A 15,732-nucleotide genomic window follows, 5' to 3' on the forward strand; every position below is an offset into this window, starting at 1 on the left:
GCAGGTTCATTTACCCCTAAAGCCGCCAGGCGGGCTGCCTTGACAGCGTGATTACGTTATACTCGCCGGCTTTCAAAAGTTCGCCAACGAGTGCTGCCCGCCATGGAAATCAACCCGATCCTTAACAGTATCAAGGACCTGTCCGAGCGCTCCGAAACTATTCGGGGGTATCTTTGACTACGATCAAAAGCATGAGCGTCTGACCGAAGTCAATCGCGAGCTTGAAGATCCGAGTGTCTGGAACAACCCTGAGTACGCTCAGAACCTGGGTCGCGAGCGCTCTGCGCTGGCCCAGATCGTAGAAACCCTCGATGAAATGTCCAGCGGTCTGGCCGATGCCAAGGACCTGCTGTTGATGTCTGCCGAGGAAGAAGACCAGGCCGCCGTCGACGACGTAGCCCTTGAAGTGGAACGCCTGCGCGAAGCCCTCGAGAAGCTCGAATTCCGTCGTATGTTCAGCGGCGAGATGGACCAGAACAACGCCTACCTGGACATCCAGGCCGGCTCCGGCGGTACCGAAGCCCAGGACTGGGCCAACATCCTGCTGCGCATGTACCTGCGCTGGGCGGATAAACGCGGTTTCGACGCGACCATCATGGAATTGTCGGCCGGTGAAGTCGCCGGTATCAAAGGCGCGACCGTGCACATCAAGGGCGAATACGCCTTTGGCTGGCTGCGTACCGAAATCGGTGTGCACCGTCTGGTGCGCAAGAGCCCGTTCGACTCCGGCAACCGTCGTCACACCTCGTTCTCGGCCGTGTTCGTGTCGCCGGAAATCGATGACAACATCGAAATCGACATCAACCCGTCGGACCTGCGCATCGACACCTACCGCTCCTCCGGTGCCGGTGGTCAGCACGTAAACACCACCGACTCGGCTGTACGGATTACTCACGTACCGACCAACACCGTGGTCAGCTGCCAGAACGAACGCTCCCAGCACGCCAACAAAGACACCGCGATGAAAATGTTGCGGGCGCGCTTGTACGAGCAGGAAGTGCAGAAACGCAACGCCGCCTCCCAGGCCCTGGAAGACACCAAGTCGGACATCGGCTGGGGTCACCAGATCCGTTCGTACGTGCTCGATGCCTCGCGGATCAAGGATCTGCGCACCAACATCGAACGCAGCGACTGCGACAAGGTGCTCGACGGCGACATCGACGAATACTTGGTGGCGAGCCTGAAACAAGGGCTTTAAGGCCCGCGCTACAGGGTCACCACGACCCTGTAGGCGCTTGGCTTGCCCGCGAACCCCGGCTGAAATCCGGGGGCAACGAACCTGTGATGGAATTTTTAAAGACATGAGCGACCTACAACTCGACCCGCAAGCCCTGCAACAGGAAGAAAACTCCCTGATCGCCCTGCGCAAGGAAAAGCTTGCTGCCGAGCGCGCCAAGGGCCAGGCCTTCCCCAACGACTTCCGCCGCGACGCCTACTGCGAAGACTTGCAGAAGAAGTACGCGGACAAGACCAAGGAAGAGCTGGCAGAGGCTGCGATCCCGGTCAAGGTTGCCGGTCGTCTCATGCTCAACCGAGGCTCGTTCATGGTGATTCAGGACATGTCCGGGCGCATCCAGGTTTACGTCAACCGTAAAACCCTGTCCGAAGAAACCCTGGCCGCGGTGAAAACCTGGGACCTGGGCGACATCATTGCCGCCGAAGGCACCCTGGCCCGTTCCGGCAAGGGCGACCTGTACGTTGAAATGACCAACGTGCGCCTGCTGACCAAATCCCTGCGCCCGCTGCCGGACAAGCACCACGGCCTGTCCGACACCGAGCAGCGCTACCGCCAGCGTTACGTCGACCTGATCGTCAACGAAGACGTGCGCCAGACCTTCCGCGTGCGTTCGCAAGTGATTGCGCACATTCGCAGCTTCCTGATGAAGCGTGACTTCCTGGAAGTCGAAACGCCGATGCTGCAAACCATTCCGGGTGGTGCGGCGGCCAAGCCGTTCGAAACTCACCACAACGCGCTGGATATGCAGATGTTCTTGCGCATTGCGCCGGAGCTGTACCTCAAGCGTCTGGTTGTCGGTGGCTTCGAGAAAGTCTTCGAAATCAACCGCAACTTCCGTAACGAAGGCGTTTCGACCCGGCACAACCCCGAGTTCACCATGCTCGAGTTCTACCAGGCCCACGCTGACTACGAAGACAACATGGACCTGACCGAGGAACTGTTCCGCGAACTGGCACAACTGGTTCTGGGCAGCACCGACGTGCCTTACGGCGACAAGGTGTTCCACTTCGGCGAGCCGTTCGTGCGTCTGTCGGTGTTCGACTCGATCCTCAAGTACAACCCGGACCTGACGGCCGATGACCTGAACGACATCGACAAGGCCCGCGCCATCGCCAAGAAGGCCGGCGCCAAGGTGCTCGGCTTCGAAGGTCTGGGCAAACTGCAGGTGATGATTTTCGAAGAACTGGTCGAGCACAAGCTGGAACAGCCGCACTTCATTACCCAGTACCCGTTCGAAGTCTCGCCGCTGGCCCGTCGCAACGACGAGAACCCGAACGTCACCGACCGTTTTGAACTGTTCATCGGCGGCCGTGAAATCGCCAACGCCTACTCCGAGTTGAACGACGCGGAAGACCAGGCAGAGCGCTTCATGGCACAGGTGGCCGACAAGGACGCTGGCGACGACGAAGCCATGCACTACGACGCCGACTTCGTTCGTGCGCTGGAGTACGGCATGCCGCCGACCGCCGGTGAAGGGATCGGCATCGACCGTCTGGTGATGTTGCTGACCAACTCACCGTCGATCCGCGACGTGATCCTGTTCCCGCACATGCGTCCGCAAGCGTAAATGTTTCAATTAAAAAGCCGCCTAAAACAGGCGGCTTTTTATTGCCTGTCTGGTACAAACGTATCAATTGGTTACTTTTGACGTTAGAGAGGAATACCTGTCGTGAATCGTGCAATTGCTCAAGAAGGTGCAGCGGGTATCGCCACTGCGGTCGCTGAAAGTGTTCAGTACCAGGGTCGCAAGGCCAGCCGACAGGGCAGCGAACAGCGTCGACAGGACATTCTCGACGCGGCGATGCGCATTGTCGTGCGCGATGGCGTGCGGGCCGTGCGGCACCGTGCGGTGGCCGCCGAGGCCTGTGTGCCGCTGTCGGCCACCACCTACTACTTCAAGGACATCGATGACCTGCTCACCGATACCTTTGCCCAATACGTGGAACGCAGCGCGGCATACATGGCCCGGTTGTGGGCCAGCAACGAAGGCCTGTTGCGCGAGATGGTTGTCAGCGGTGATGGCACCGCCGAGTCCCGCTCACAGCTGGCGGACGATATCGCACGGCTGATGGCTGACTATGTTCATCGGCAATTGATCAATCGCCGCGAGCACTTGATGGCCGAGCAAGCCTTCCGCCAGGAAGCGTTGCTCAACCCGCGTCTGGCGTTGTTGGTGCGTTCCCATCAGCAAATTCTCTTGCAGGGCACTTGCCAACTTTTCGAAGTATTGGGTTCCCGCGAGCCACAACAAGATGCCAAAGTGTTGACGGCGATTGTCGGACGGATGGAATATCAGGGCCTGCTCAACGATGCCGAGCCTGTTGCCGAAGAGGAAATGCTCGGCATCCTGACCCGCTACATGCACTTGGTACTGGCGTCGGTGTAATCCCGCAGGGTTGATCGTTTGATCGTTCCCACGCAGAGCGTGGGAACGATCAACGCGCAAAGTCATCCTGTGTCGATAGGGAGTGTTGAATGAAAGCCTGGCGTGTCGTTGTGATCGCCTTGTCGTTCCTGCTGCTCAGTGGCTGTCTGGTGACCTTCAAGGAGCCGCTGCCCGCCAGCGAGCCCGCGCCCAAAGGGCTGCTCGGCAAATGGGCCAGCACCAACGCCTGGGGCGAGCCGATGAACCTGGAACTGACACGCGTCGGTGACAATCACTACCAGGCGGTCAGCTACTTCAAGGCCAAACCCCATGAGCGCGAAGCCTATCCCTTCACGGTGTCGCGTCATGGCAATCGCTGGTACCTGTCGGCGAAGGTGCCGGCGCAGTTCGGTGGGCATTTCACCATCGCCGGGTTCGAACTCAACGATAAGCACGAATTGGTGGTCTACAACCTCGACCTCGAGCAGATCAGACAGGCCATGGGGCAAGAAGCCCTCAGTGGCGAAGGCTTTCAGACTGAAGATGGCGACGGGGTGTTGATCAACAACAACCTGGATCAGGTGTTCGCCTACCTCGACGACCCGGCCAATTCCGATGTCTTCGTCGAAGCGGTGCGCTATCAGCGCCTGGCCAAAACCAAATAGACTCAGCACGTAACGGTTTTTACACAGGAGTTTCGGGTGGACGAATACCAGCAGACGATACGCATGTTGTCCGATCGCATAGTGCTGGCGCAGACGCCGATTCGCATTCTGGATGCGGTCAAGTGGGATGACAGCATTCGCAAGGGGTTCCTCAAGGGCAAGGGCAAGGAAATGCCGGCCGTGGACCGCGATTACTACCTCAATCGACCGCTGTCGTTCGACTCCAGCAAAGTGAAGCTGGAATTCCAGAACATCGAGCGCGATATCACCCGCCAGCTCGGCCAGTTCAACCCGGTCGGGCAGATCATGCGCCGCATGTGCAAGGAATACCGCATGGTGGTGCGCATGCTTGAAGCGCGCGGCACCGAGGATTTCGGGCTGATTTCCCAGGAATTGTACGGCGCGGCGTCCGATGCGTTTCACGCCGGCGACCCGACCCTGGCTGACCTGGGGCTGATGCTCTCCGATTACCTGAACAACATCGACGGCCGTGGCGACCTCAAGGACGAACCGAAAGTCCTCACCGCCAAGGAAGCCGTCGACCTGCTGCAACATCGGTTGAACAAGGTGTTTGGCGAAAACGAGGAAACCATCCGGGTGTTCGAGTCCGACGGGATCGTCGCCGACGCGGCGGCCGGCGCCGACTACATCAAGATCCGCACCGACGCGATGTTCAACAATCGCGACGTGCGCGCGCTGGAAGTCCATGAAGGGCTGGTGCATGTGGGCACCACCCTCAACGGCCTGAATCAGCCGATCTGTACGTTCCTGTCCAAGGGCCCGCCGTCGTCCACCGTGACTCAGGAAGGCCTGGCGATCCTGATGGAAATCATCACCTTCGCCTCCTACCCGAGCCGCTTGCGCAAACTCACCAACCGCACCCGCGCCATTCATATGGTGGAGGAGGGCGCGGACTTCTTGCAGATCTTTGAGTTCTTCCGGGCTCAGGGCTTTGAAATGGCCGAAAGCTACGGCAATGCCAGTCGGGTGTTCCGCGGCTCGGTGCCGAATGGTCTGCCATTTACCAAAGACTTGTCCTACCTCAAGGGCTTTATCATGATTTACAACTACATTCAGTTGGCTGTGCGCAAAGGCAAGCTGGAGCAGATACCGCTGTTGTTCTGCGGCAAGACTACGCTGGAGGACATGCGGACCTTGCGCCAATTGGTGGACGAAGGCCTGGTGGTGCCGCCCAAGTACCTACCCGAGCAGTTCCGCGACATGAACGCGCTGTCGGCGTGGATGTGCTTCTCCAACTTCCTCAACCACCTGAGCCTGGACCGGATCGAAGCGGATTACTCCAATATCCTTTGATTCGGATCGTTCCCACGCGGAGCATGGGAACGATTACCCACATTGAGGCTTCACCGGATGAGAATCCTCGGCATCTTCTGCCTGCTTCTGGCCCTCGGTGGTTGCGACTCTTTGCTGTTCTACCCCGAGCCCGGCCAGCCGTTCACCCCGGAAAAAGCCAAACTCGACTATCGCGACGTCACCCTGACCACCGCCGACGGCCTCAAGTTGCATGGCTGGTGGCTGCCGGCGAAAAAAGGCGTCGAAGTCAAAGGCACCGTGCTGCATCTGCACGGTAACGGCGGCAACCTGGCGTGGCATCTGGGGGCGAGCTGGTGGTTGCCGAAGCAGGGCTATCAGGTGTTGCTGGTGGACTATCGCGGGTACGGGTTGTCCGAAGGTAAGCCGGCGTTGCCGGCGATATATCAGGACATCGACGCCGCCTTCGCATGGCTTGACCAAGCGCCGGAGGTCAAGGGCAAGCCGTTGATCCTCCTCGGTCAGAGCCTTGGCGGTTCGATGGCCGTGCATTACCTGGCCCAGCATCCCGAGCGCCAGCGGCAACTCAAGGCCTTTGTGCTTGATGGCGTGCCTGCCAGCTACCGCGATGTCGGGCGTTTTGCCCTGAGCACGTCATGGATGACCTGGCCGTTCCAGGTGCCGTTGTCGTGGTTGGTGCCGGACGGCGACAGCGCGATCCGTTCCATGACGCAGCTCAATGGCGTACCGAAACTGATCTATCACAGTATCGATGATCAGCTGGTGCCCCTTTCCAACGGCATCCGTCTGTATCAAGCTGCGCCGCCGCCGCGAGTGCTGCAACTGACCCGGGGTGGTCATGTGCAAACCTTCGCCGACCCGGTCTGGCGCAAAGTCATGCTGCGCTATCTCGAAGACCCGCAGCATTTCAACGGCCTGCGCCGCCTGGGTGAAGTCCCGAATTACCCGGCACCCCCGAATTCTGAAGATGAACCACCAGAGAGTCCGCAATGAGTGAAGAACGTAACGCCATCCCGCTGATCATCACCGGTATTTGCAGCATCCTCGGCACCGTCGGGGCCCTGTGGTGGTACGGCTACCTGCACTTCGCCAAACCCGAGGATGCGTTGCTGCTCAGCGACTTCACCATGCTCAAGACCGTGCCGGGCGAAGACTACAAAATCTCCCTGGAACCGGCCGCGCAAGTGGCGCAGTGCATCGATGGCGTGCTGGTGATGTTTGATACCGAACAGAAAGGCCTGACCGGCGTACTGGTCAACAACAAGAAAAAAGCCGTGCGCTGCATGGGCCAGGAAACCCCGCAAAAACTGCAACCATAGCCTGCCCGAAAAGATCGCAGCCTTCGGCAGCTCCTACAGGTGCACGCATAACCCCGCGTAGGAGCTGCCGAAGGCTGCGATCTTTTGATCTTATAAACGAAAGCCCCGCCTAGTGTTTTGGCTTGTCGTTTTCGGTCGACAAATCGTGCAAATGACGACGGGACAAGGCGAGAAAACGCGGAGTCGGACCGACGTCTTCGTACAGCGGATCGCCTTCTTCATCGGTGGCGACCACCGTTGACCCTTTCACATATGGAAAGCTCGCTTCGAGCTCTTCCAGGGCGGCGCCGATCAATTCTCCGAGCAGTTCTTCGGGGTGCCGTTTGGGGTACATGTCGATAATCGCCGCCAGCCGTGCGGCGGCTTCCACGTCCAGACGAATCGTATAGCCAGAGTCGGTCAGGCGACCCTTGGCGTTTTCTTCCCAGTGCTTGGCGAGCTCGCGGATTTTCATAATGACCTCATTACGCACCTGCTCATGGCAGGCCGGGTGAGTGGCCGGTGGTAAGCCGTTGTACGGCTTGTGTTGAGACTAGCTGCAAGGCTTGAAGTTTGACGTCTCCTTGCCGTCTGCTTGTAAGAACCGCTTTACAACGGCACTCTCTTATATCAAAGCATAGCCGCCCGGATTTTCGCTGGAGAACTGCTGATGACCGATATTGATGCACGCTTGCGCGAGGACGTTCACCTGCTGGGTGAGCTGTTGGGCAACACCATTCGTGAGCAGTACGGGGATGGCTTTATCGACAAGATCGAGCAAATCCGCAAAGGCGCCAAGGCCGACCGTCGCGGTTCGATGGATGCCGAACTCAGTGCCAGCCTCAACCAGTTGAGCGAAGATGAATTGCTGCCGGTGGCGCGGGCGTTCAACCAGTTTCTCAACCTGGCCAATATCGCCGAGCAATATCAGCTGATTCACCGCCGCGAAGAGTCACAACCCGCGCCATTCGAGGCCCGGGTGTTGCCGGAGCTGCTCGCTCGCCTGCTGACTGCCGGCCATGACGCCGAATCCCTGGCCCGGCAATTGGGTCGGGTGGAAATCGAGTTGGTGTTGACCGCGCACCCCACCGAAGTGGCGCGTCGCACACTGATCCAGAAGTACGATGCGATCGCCGCGCAATTGGCGGCCCAGGATCATCGCGACCTGACCAGCGCCGAGCGCGAGCAGATCACGACGAAGCTGCAGCGGTTGATTGCCGAAGCCTGGCACACCGAAGAAATCCGCCGCACCCGCCCGACACCTGTAGATGAAGCCAAGTGGGGCTTTGCGGTGATCGAGCATTCGCTGTGGCAGGCGATTCCCAACTATTTGCGCAAGGCCGATCAGGCCCTGCATGCCGCCACTGGCCTGCACCTGCCGCTGGAGGCTGCACCGATTCGCTTTGCCTCGTGGATGGGCGGCGACCGCGACGGCAACCCGAATGTCACCGCCGCCGTGACCCGCGAAGTTTTGCTGCTGGCGCGCTGGATGGCTGCCGATTTGTACGTGCGCGATGTTGATCACCTCGCCGCCGAATTGTCGATGCAACAGGCCAGTGACGCCCTGAAAGCCAAGGCTGGCGACAGCGCCGAGCCTTACCGTGCAGTGCTCAAACAATTGCGTGAACGCTTGCGCGCGACCCGTAACTGGGCCCACGCCTCCCTGACGGCCACCACGCCGGCGTCCGCCGATGTGCTGCAAAACAACCGCGACCTGCTGGCCCCGCTGGAGCTGTGCTACCACTCGCTGCATGAATGCGGCATGGGCGTCATCGCCGACGGCCCGTTGCTCGACTGCCTGCGCCGTGCGGTGACGTTCGGGCTGTTTCTGGTGCGCCTCGATGTGCGACAGGACTCATCGCGCCACTCCGCGGCCATGACCGAAATCACCGATTACCTTGGTCTGGGCCGTTATGAGGACTGGAGCGAAGAGGAACGCATCGCTTTCCTGATGCGTGAGCTGAACAATCGCCGGCCGTTGCTGCCGGCGTATTTCAAACCGTCTGCCGACACCGCCGAAGTGTTGGCGACGTGCCGGGAAATCGCTGCCGCGCCGGGGGCTTCCCTCGGCTCGTATGTGATTTCCATGGCGGGCGCCGCTTCCGACGTGCTGGCGGTGCAGTTGCTGCTCAAGGAATCCGGCGTATTGCGACCGATGCGCGTGGTGCCGCTGTTCGAAACCCTTGCCGACCTCGACAACGCGGGCCCGGTGATCGAAAAACTGTTGCTGCTGCCGGGCTATCGCTCGCGCCTGCAAGGGCCACAGGAAGTGATGATCGGTTATTCCGACTCGGCCAAGGACGCCGGCACTACGGCGGCGGCCTGGGCGCAGTATCGGGCGCAGGAGCGATTGGTAGACATTTGCCGGGAGCAACAAGTGGAACTGCTGTTGTTCCACGGTCGCGGCGGCACCGTGGGCCGTGGCGGCGGCCCGGCGCACGCGGCGATTCTGTCGCAGCCGCCGGGGTCGGTGGCGGGGCGCTTTCGCACCACCGAGCAGGGGGAAATGATTCGTTTCAAATTCGGCCTGCCGGACATCGCCGAGCAAAACCTTAATCTGTACCTGGCGGCGGTGCTGGAAGCGACCTTGCTGCCACCGCCACCTCCAGAGCCTGCCTGGCGCCACTTGATGGACGAATTGGCCGCCGATGGGGTCAAGGCTTACCGTGCCGTGGTGCGGGAAAATCCGCAGTTCGTCGAGTATTTCCGCCAGTCCACCCCGGAACAGGAGTTGGGGCGTTTGCCGTTGGGTAGCCGCCCGGCCAAGCGCCGCGCCGGCGGCATCGAAAGCCTGCGGGCCATTCCGTGGATCTTCGGCTGGACCCAGACGCGCCTGATGCTGCCAGCCTGGCTTGGCTGGGAAGCGGCATTGAGCAAGGCGCTGGAGCGCGGCGAAGGGGCGTTGTTGGGGCAGATGCGCGAGCAATGGCCGTTCTTCCGCACCCGCATCGATATGCTGGAAATGGTGCTGGCCAAGGCCGACGCCGATATCGCCCAGTCTTACGACGAGCGCCTGGTCGAGCCGGATCTGCTCCCTTTGGGTGCGCATTTACGCGACCTATTGTCGCAGGCCTGTTCGGTGGTCCTGGGGCTGACTGGTCAGTCCCAGCTACTGGCACATAGCCCAGACACCCTTGAATTCATCCGCCTGCGCAACACCTACCTCGACCCGCTGCATCTATTGCAGGCCGAACTGTTGGCCCGTTCGCGGCAACAGGATGAAGCGCAGGGCAGCCCGGTAGAACAGGCGTTGCTGGTGTCTGTGGCGGGGATTGCCGCCGGTTTGCGAAATACCGGCTAAGGTTTTCGTCATAGGGAACAGGCACCTGGCGCGAGCGTCGAGTGCCTGCCGGCGAGCGGTCGAAAAGGTCTGCCACGCGACAGTTAATGATGGGGTTGCGACTTGGGGTACCCCTTCGAAAGGGCACGTCCTGCGCAGGTTTCTCCGACTTTCGGCGGCTTGTGTGGGCAGGGCCTGCTGTGTATCTTGATCAGCCTTTGGCCGTTTGGGCGGTCACGACCCTATTTTTTGAGATTGGCCCTACGAGGCGAATCCTTTGTTTTGTTTAAGTAATTCTAAATAAAAAATTGAGGAGCACATCTAATGCGCGTCATTCTGCTGGGAGCTCCCGGGGCCGGTAAAGGTACTCAGGCTAAGTTCATCACCGAAAAATTCGGCATTCCGCAAATCTCTACCGGCGACATGCTGCGTGCTGCTGTAAAAGCCGGTACCGAGCTGGGTGTTAAAGCCAAGAGCATCATGGACGCCGGTGGTCTGGTCTCCGACGATCTGATCATCGCCCTGGTCAAGGACCGTATCGCGCAGCCTGACTGTGCCAACGGTTTCCTGTTCGACGGTTTCCCGCGCACCATTCCGCAAGCTGAAGCGTTGGTAGAAGCTGGCGTGGAACTGGACAACGTGGTCGAAATCGCCGTCGATGACGAAGAAATCGTTCAGCGTATCGCCGGTCGTCGCGTTCACGAGGCCAGCGGTCGCGTGTACCACACCGTCTACAACCCGCCGAAAATCGCCGGTAAAGACGACATCACCGGTGAAGAGCTGGTGCAGCGCAAGGACGACACCGAAGAAACCGTGCGTCATCGCCTGTCGGTCTACCACTCCCAGACCAAACCTCTGGTGGAGTTCTACCAGGGCCTGGCCGCTGCTCAGGGCAAGCCGAAGTACAGCCATATTCCTGGCGTCGGCTCGGTTGAGACGATTACCGGCAAGGTGCTTGAAGCACTGAGCTGAAAAGTCTGATCGGCTTCATCTTCTACGGCCCGCTTGCGGGCCGTAGTTGTTTATACTGGCGCACTTTTTCTGACCTCTCTTACGGATACATCGATGAGCACCTTGCTGGCCCTGGACACCGCGACTGAAGCTTGCTCCGTTGCCTTGCTGCATGACGGCAAGGTCACGAGCCATTACGAGGTGATCCCGCGCCTGCATGCGCAGAAGCTGCTGCCGATGATTCAGCAACTGCTGGCCGATGCCGGGACCACGCTGCAAGCGGTCGACGCCATCGCATTCGGCCGCGGGCCGGGCGCGTTCACCGGTGTGCGGATTGCCATCGGCGTGGTCCAAGGGCTGGCGTTTGCGCTGGACCGTCCGGTGTTGCCGGTCTCCAATCTCGCCGTGCTCGCCCAGCGGGCTTATCGCGAACATGGCATCAGCCAGGTCGCGGCGGCCATCGATGCGCGCATGGATGAGGTGTATTGGGGCTGCTACCGCGAAACGGCGGGGGAGATGCGGCTGGTGGGCAACGAAGCGGTATTGCCACCGGAAGCCGCCGCGTTGCCGGTCGATGCCAGCGGCGAGTGGTTCGGCGCGGGCACCGGTTGGGGTTATGCCGAGCGCATTGCGGTGAACCTGAGCGGCCAGGACGCGGGCATGCTGCCTCACGCCGAAGATTTGCTGACCCTGGCGCGTTTCGCCTGGGAACGCGGTGAGGCGATCGTGGCCGATCAGGCGCAGCCGGTGTATCTGCGCGATAAAGTCGCGACGCCGAAAGCGCGTTGATCCCGGTTGTCCTGTGGCGAGGGAGCTTGCTCCCGTTCGGCTGCGGAGCAGCCGTAGAACCTGACGGCGCGATGTATCTGACTGCGCGTGGGGGGCAGCTTCGCAGCCCAGCGGGAGCAAGCTCCCTCGCCACAAAGTGTTCCAACCGCAGCCAATCATCAGTTTCTGCCCGCCGTTTTTAAACCTTTTCGTTTTTCTGTGTTCTAGTTATCACTCGGCGGTTTGCGAAGTGGGCTATGCGCCACTAAACTGCCATCATCGATACCGAGCATACACTTATGCGTATAGACGGCGTTTCCTCCCAGTCCTACCCGATCAAGCGCAAGCCTCGTAAAGGCCATGTGTCTGAGGATGACTCCGTCGATATCGACGGCGAGCTGGAATTCCCTACCGAAGAGCAATTGGCCGCCCGTGCCGCCAAAGCCTCCGCGCAACGCCTGAGCAATCTCCCCGCTCGTCAACAAGACATGATTTATCACCGCGCGATGAGTAAAAGCGTGGCGATGGCACTGGCCAGTTACCTGAGCACCGCCACTTTTGTCGATTGGGATGCGGATGTAATGGGTCTCGACCTGTACATCTGATGCTGCCTTATTACCTCGGCTGCCCGTCCTGGAGCGAAAACGCCTGGCGCGACTACTTGTATCCACAAGACGCCAAACCCGCCGAGTTTCTTAATCTTTATTCCCAAGTGTTCAACGCCGTGGAAGGCAATACGACCTTCTACGCGAGCCCGGCTGCCGCTACCGTGCAGCGCTGGGCCGAGACCATGCCCGAACACTTTCGCTTCACTGCCAAGTTTCCCGGCGACATCAGCCACAGCGGTGACCTGCGCGACCAACTGACCGCCGTCGAAACCTTCCTGCAATTGCTCAACCCTCTGGGGCAGCGGGTTTCGCCGCTGTGGTTGCAATTGTCCAAAAGCTTCAGCCCGCAACGACTGTCGGAGCTGGCCGGTTTTATTGATGCTGTGGACCGGCCCTTGGCGGTCGAAGTGCGGCATGACGAGTTCTTTGCCAAGGGCGATGCCGAGCGAATGCTCAATCGCCTGTTACTGGACCGTGGTGTCGAGCGCATCTGCCTCGATCCGCGAGCGCTGTTCAGCTGCACCTCGACCGATCCTTCGGTGCTTCACGCCCAATCGAAAAAGCCCAGGGTGCCGCCTCGCCCTGCGGCGTTCACTCAGTTTCCACAGGTGCGTTTCATCGGCCATCCGGAGCTTGAAGCCAACGATCCGTTCCTGGTGCCATGGGTCGAGAAAATCGCCGTCTGGATCGAAGAGGGCCGCACGCCGTATATCTTCCTGCATACCGCCGATAACCTGCTGGCGGCGAAACTGGCACAACGTTTTCACGCACAACTGATGCTGCGTTTGCCTGGCTTGCCGCCGCTGCCTGAGCTATACAGAGAACCCGCCGCCGAGCAACTTGGTTTGCTCTGAAGCGGGTTTTCCCTTTTTCAGGAGTCTGCCAATGGATGCGCAAACCCTTCGAGCCCAGGCGTTCAAAGCACTGCACGAACGCGAGGGCGCCTTTGTCATTCCCAACCCCTGGGACGCCGGCTCGGCGAAAATGCTCGCCAGCCTTGGCTTCGAGGCACTGGCAACCACCAGCGCAGGTTATGCCTTTTCCCGGGGCCGCCCTGATGGTGGGCTGACGCTCGACGATACCTTGGCAAACGTTGAGGCGATTGTCGCGGCCACTGATTTGCCGGTCGCGGTGGATCTCGAAAACGGCTTTGCCGACGCTCCTGCCGAGTGCGCCCAAAGTATTTTGCGGGCCGCCCAGGCCGGTGCGGTTGGCGGTTCGATCGAAGATGCCACGGGGCGTGAGGACGGTCCGATCTACTGCTTCGAACATGCCGTGGCGCGTATCGAAGTCGCCGTCGCAGCAGCGCGCAGTTTGCCTTTCCCCTTCACGTTGACGGCGCGTGCCGAGAACTATTTGCACGGCAATCCCGACCTCGACGATACCATTCGCCGCTTGCAGGCATTCGCCGAGGCCGGCGCGGACGTGCTTTACGCCCCGGGCCTGCGCAATGCTGAAGAGGTCTTGGCGGTGGTTCGCGCCGTGGCACCGAAACCGGTGAATGTGTTGATGTCCGGCGGGCTCAAGCTGACGGTGGCGCAATTGAGCGAAATGGGCGTCAAACGCATCAGCGTCGGTTCGGCCCTGGCTTTGGCTGCGTATGGCGAGTTCTTGCGCGCGGCCGAGGAAATTCAGCAACACGGGACCTTCGGCTTCACTTCCCGGTCGATGCCGTTCCAGAAGGCCAATCAATTCTTCAAAGGCTGACGAGGTCGGGCCGTGGTGGCTGGGCCGCTGAGGGGTTATGCGGCGATGCGCAGGTTCTGCAGAACGATCGGGCGCGCCCAGCCGTTATCGAAATCGAGTTGTTTCTGTTGTTCCACCAGTTCTTGCGGTGAGAACGGCGGGAACGGCTTGTCCAGCAGGTCGAGTTCGAACTCGGCGATCGGCAAGTGCAGCGGACGCGGTTGCGGTGCGGCGCCAGGCTCGGGCAGCGGTTGACCGGCGGTGAGCACGATCGGGCGAACCCAGCCGCTATCGAAGTCCTGCTGTTTCTGTTGCGCGACGATTTCTTCCGGCGGGAACGGTGGGAGCGGTTTATCGGCCAGGTCCATTTCGAACTCGGCAATCGGCAGGAACAGCGGCTCTGGTGGACGGACCGGGGTTTCTGTGACGTTGCATTCACGCTGGGAAATGATGTGCGCCAGCAGCTCGCTGCCGACGGTCGGTTCGACCGGGCTGTCGAGATCGACCGGCGGGAAGTCCAGAGACGCCGGCACGACATCGCCCGACTGATCGGCCAGGGCCCGGGCAAAAAAATCCTGCCACAGGTGACTGACGCCGCTCAGTGCTTGGGAATTTCGCAGGCCAAAATCGCCGTGGGGCGAGATGTAGCCTATCGATGTGCGTTGAATGTCTGACATTTCTCTCGGTCGACGCTCAGCTCTGGCAAAATGCTCGATAGTTTGGTTATCGGCCGTTTTTGCCGATCATTAATTTTTTGAGCGTGTTTTCCCATGATTGAGCAACCTGCGGCCTGCCGCATCCATGTCGAGGCCTTGGGCGCGACCTTCCAGCCACAGGCCGAGCAATGGGCCGAGCGCCTGGGTTTGCCGTTGCAGGTGGATGATGGCGAGTTTGCCTTGCAGGTAGGCGAGCAGGGGTTGCAGCTGCAACAACTGGGGCCGGACGCACCGGGGCCGGTGCGGGTCGACTTCGTCGAGGGTGGCGCGGCCCATCGTCGGTTGTACGGCGGTGGCAGCGGTCAGATGATCGCCAAAGCGGTTGGCATCGCCCAAGGCGTGCGCCCGCGGGTGCTGGACGCCACGGCTGGGTTGGGCAAGGACGCCTTCGTGCTGGCCAGCCTGGGCTGCGAGATGAGCCTGATCGAGCGTCAGCCGCTGATCGGCGCCTTACTTGAAGATGGCCTGGCGCGCGGCGCGGAAGACTTCGACGTGGCGCCGATCGTGGCGCGGATGCGTTTGCTCAAGGGCAATTCGATCGAGGTGATGCGCAACTGGGAAGGCGAGCCGCCGCAGGTGATCTACCTCGACCCGATGTTTCCCCATCGTGAGAAAACCGCGTTGGTGAAGAAGGAAATGCGCCTGTTCCGGCCGCTGGTCGGCGATGACCCGGATGCGCCGGCCCTGCTCGAAGCGGCGTTGGCCCTGGCCAGTCACCGGGTGGTGGTCAAACGCCCGCGCAAGGCGCCGTGCATCGATGGGCCGAAGCCGAGCCATGCGCTGGATGGCAAGTCCAGCCGGTATGACATTTATCCGAAGAAAGCGCTCAAGCCCTGACTCGATACTGATCGTTCCCACGCGTGGG

Annotated in this window: 16 protein-coding genes; 14 read left to right on the top strand and 2 right to left on the bottom strand. The window is 60.5% G+C overall.

Going from position 1 to position 15,732, the window contains the following annotated elements:
- Window positions 1-102 precede the first annotated feature (102 nt).
- The 7 genes from prfB to AC1RO5_RS14980 all read left to right on the top strand — a co-directional run bounded on the left by prfB (window position 103) and on the right by AC1RO5_RS14980 (window position 6,879).
- Window positions 103-1,198 (top strand): peptide chain release factor 2 gene (prfB, locus tag AC1RO5_RS14950; RefSeq protein WP_096481021.1). Its coding sequence is split into 2 segments (ribosomal slippage): window positions 103-174 and window positions 176-1,198, totalling 1,095 coding nucleotides; the frame shifts between segments, so codons are not numbered across the junction.
- A 103-nt stretch (window positions 1,199-1,301) separates the two neighbouring features.
- Window positions 1,302-2,804 (top strand): lysine--tRNA ligase, encoded by a 1,503-nt coding sequence (gene lysS, locus AC1RO5_RS14955; protein WP_007940175.1) that lies wholly within the window; start codon window positions 1,302-1,304, stop codon window positions 2,802-2,804.
- Window positions 2,805-2,906: 102 nt separating this feature from the next.
- Window positions 2,907-3,623, top strand: a complete 717-nt coding sequence (locus tag AC1RO5_RS14960; protein WP_019651827.1) for a TetR/AcrR family transcriptional regulator — start codon at window positions 2,907-2,909, stop codon at window positions 3,621-3,623.
- 89 nt (window positions 3,624-3,712) lie between these two features.
- Window positions 3,713-4,267 (top strand): hypothetical protein, encoded by a 555-nt coding sequence (locus AC1RO5_RS14965; RefSeq protein WP_493175894.1) that lies wholly within the window; start codon window positions 3,713-3,715, stop codon window positions 4,265-4,267.
- Window positions 4,268-4,330: 63 nt separating this feature from the next.
- On the top strand, window positions 4,331-5,581 hold the full coding sequence (locus AC1RO5_RS14970; protein WP_172901247.1) for a flavohemoglobin expression-modulating QEGLA motif protein: 1,251 nt from the start codon (window positions 4,331-4,333) through the stop codon (window positions 5,579-5,581).
- Between the two features lie 57 nt (window positions 5,582-5,638).
- Complete coding sequence (locus tag AC1RO5_RS14975; RefSeq protein ID WP_493175896.1) at window positions 5,639-6,553, top strand: alpha/beta hydrolase; 915 nt, start codon at window positions 5,639-5,641, stop codon at window positions 6,551-6,553.
- The gene (locus AC1RO5_RS14980) at window positions 6,550-6,879 is read left to right on the top strand and encodes a PA3694 family proteiin (RefSeq protein ID WP_019651824.1); all 330 of its coding nucleotides are present in this window, start codon (window positions 6,550-6,552) and stop codon (window positions 6,877-6,879) included. The genes AC1RO5_RS14975 and AC1RO5_RS14980 overlap by 4 nt, the downstream gene beginning before the upstream one ends.
- Before the next feature lie 109 nt (window positions 6,880-6,988).
- On the opposite strand, the gene AC1RO5_RS14985 is transcribed toward AC1RO5_RS14980, so the two are convergent.
- Window positions 6,989-7,333 (bottom strand): hypothetical protein, encoded by a 345-nt coding sequence (locus tag AC1RO5_RS14985; protein ID WP_064616254.1) that lies wholly within the window; start codon window positions 7,331-7,333, stop codon window positions 6,989-6,991.
- Window positions 7,334-7,528: 195 nt separating this feature from the next.
- Here AC1RO5_RS14985 and ppc point away from each other — a divergent pair, with 195 nt between their 5' ends.
- The 6 genes from ppc (at window position 7,529) to AC1RO5_RS15015 (ending at window position 14,172) form a co-directional block, all read left to right on the top strand.
- Window positions 7,529-10,159: a phosphoenolpyruvate carboxylase gene (ppc, locus tag AC1RO5_RS14990; protein WP_493175899.1), complete on the top strand. Its 2,631-nt coding sequence runs from the start codon at window positions 7,529-7,531 to the stop codon at window positions 10,157-10,159.
- Between the two features lie 303 nt (window positions 10,160-10,462).
- Window positions 10,463-11,110, top strand: coding sequence for an adenylate kinase (adk, locus tag AC1RO5_RS14995; RefSeq protein WP_007940185.1), 648 nt, complete (start codon window positions 10,463-10,465; stop codon window positions 11,108-11,110).
- Window positions 11,111-11,203: 93 nt separating this feature from the next.
- The gene (tsaB, locus tag AC1RO5_RS15000) at window positions 11,204-11,878 is read left to right on the top strand and encodes a tRNA (adenosine(37)-N6)-threonylcarbamoyltransferase complex dimerization subunit type 1 TsaB (protein ID WP_493175901.1); all 675 of its coding nucleotides are present in this window, start codon (window positions 11,204-11,206) and stop codon (window positions 11,876-11,878) included.
- A 278-nt stretch (window positions 11,879-12,156) separates the two neighbouring features.
- Window positions 12,157-12,462, top strand: coding sequence for a hypothetical protein (locus AC1RO5_RS15005; protein WP_493175902.1), 306 nt, complete (start codon window positions 12,157-12,159; stop codon window positions 12,460-12,462).
- Entirely contained in the window at window positions 12,459-13,319 is an 861-nt protein-coding gene (locus AC1RO5_RS15010; RefSeq protein ID WP_493176053.1) for a DUF72 domain-containing protein, read from the top strand. Before AC1RO5_RS15005 ends, AC1RO5_RS15010 begins: the two co-directional genes overlap by 4 nt.
- Window positions 13,320-13,350: 31 nt before the next feature.
- On the top strand, window positions 13,351-14,172 hold the full coding sequence (locus tag AC1RO5_RS15015; protein ID WP_493175904.1) for an isocitrate lyase/PEP mutase family protein: 822 nt from the start codon (window positions 13,351-13,353) through the stop codon (window positions 14,170-14,172).
- 35 nt (window positions 14,173-14,207) lie between these two features.
- Here the strand turns inward: AC1RO5_RS15015 and AC1RO5_RS15020 are convergent, their stop codons facing one another.
- Window positions 14,208-14,828, bottom strand: a complete 621-nt coding sequence (locus AC1RO5_RS15020; protein WP_493175906.1) for an energy transducer TonB — start codon at window positions 14,826-14,828, stop codon at window positions 14,208-14,210.
- A 93-nt stretch (window positions 14,829-14,921) separates the two neighbouring features.
- Between AC1RO5_RS15020 and AC1RO5_RS15025 the strand changes: the two genes are divergently transcribed.
- The gene (locus AC1RO5_RS15025; protein WP_018926668.1) at window positions 14,922-15,704 is read left to right on the top strand and encodes a class I SAM-dependent methyltransferase; all 783 of its coding nucleotides are present in this window, start codon (window positions 14,922-14,924) and stop codon (window positions 15,702-15,704) included.
- Window positions 15,705-15,732: the final 28 nt, after the last annotated feature.

The organism is Pseudomonas sp. GW822-FHT02G04 (assembly GCF_058802085.1).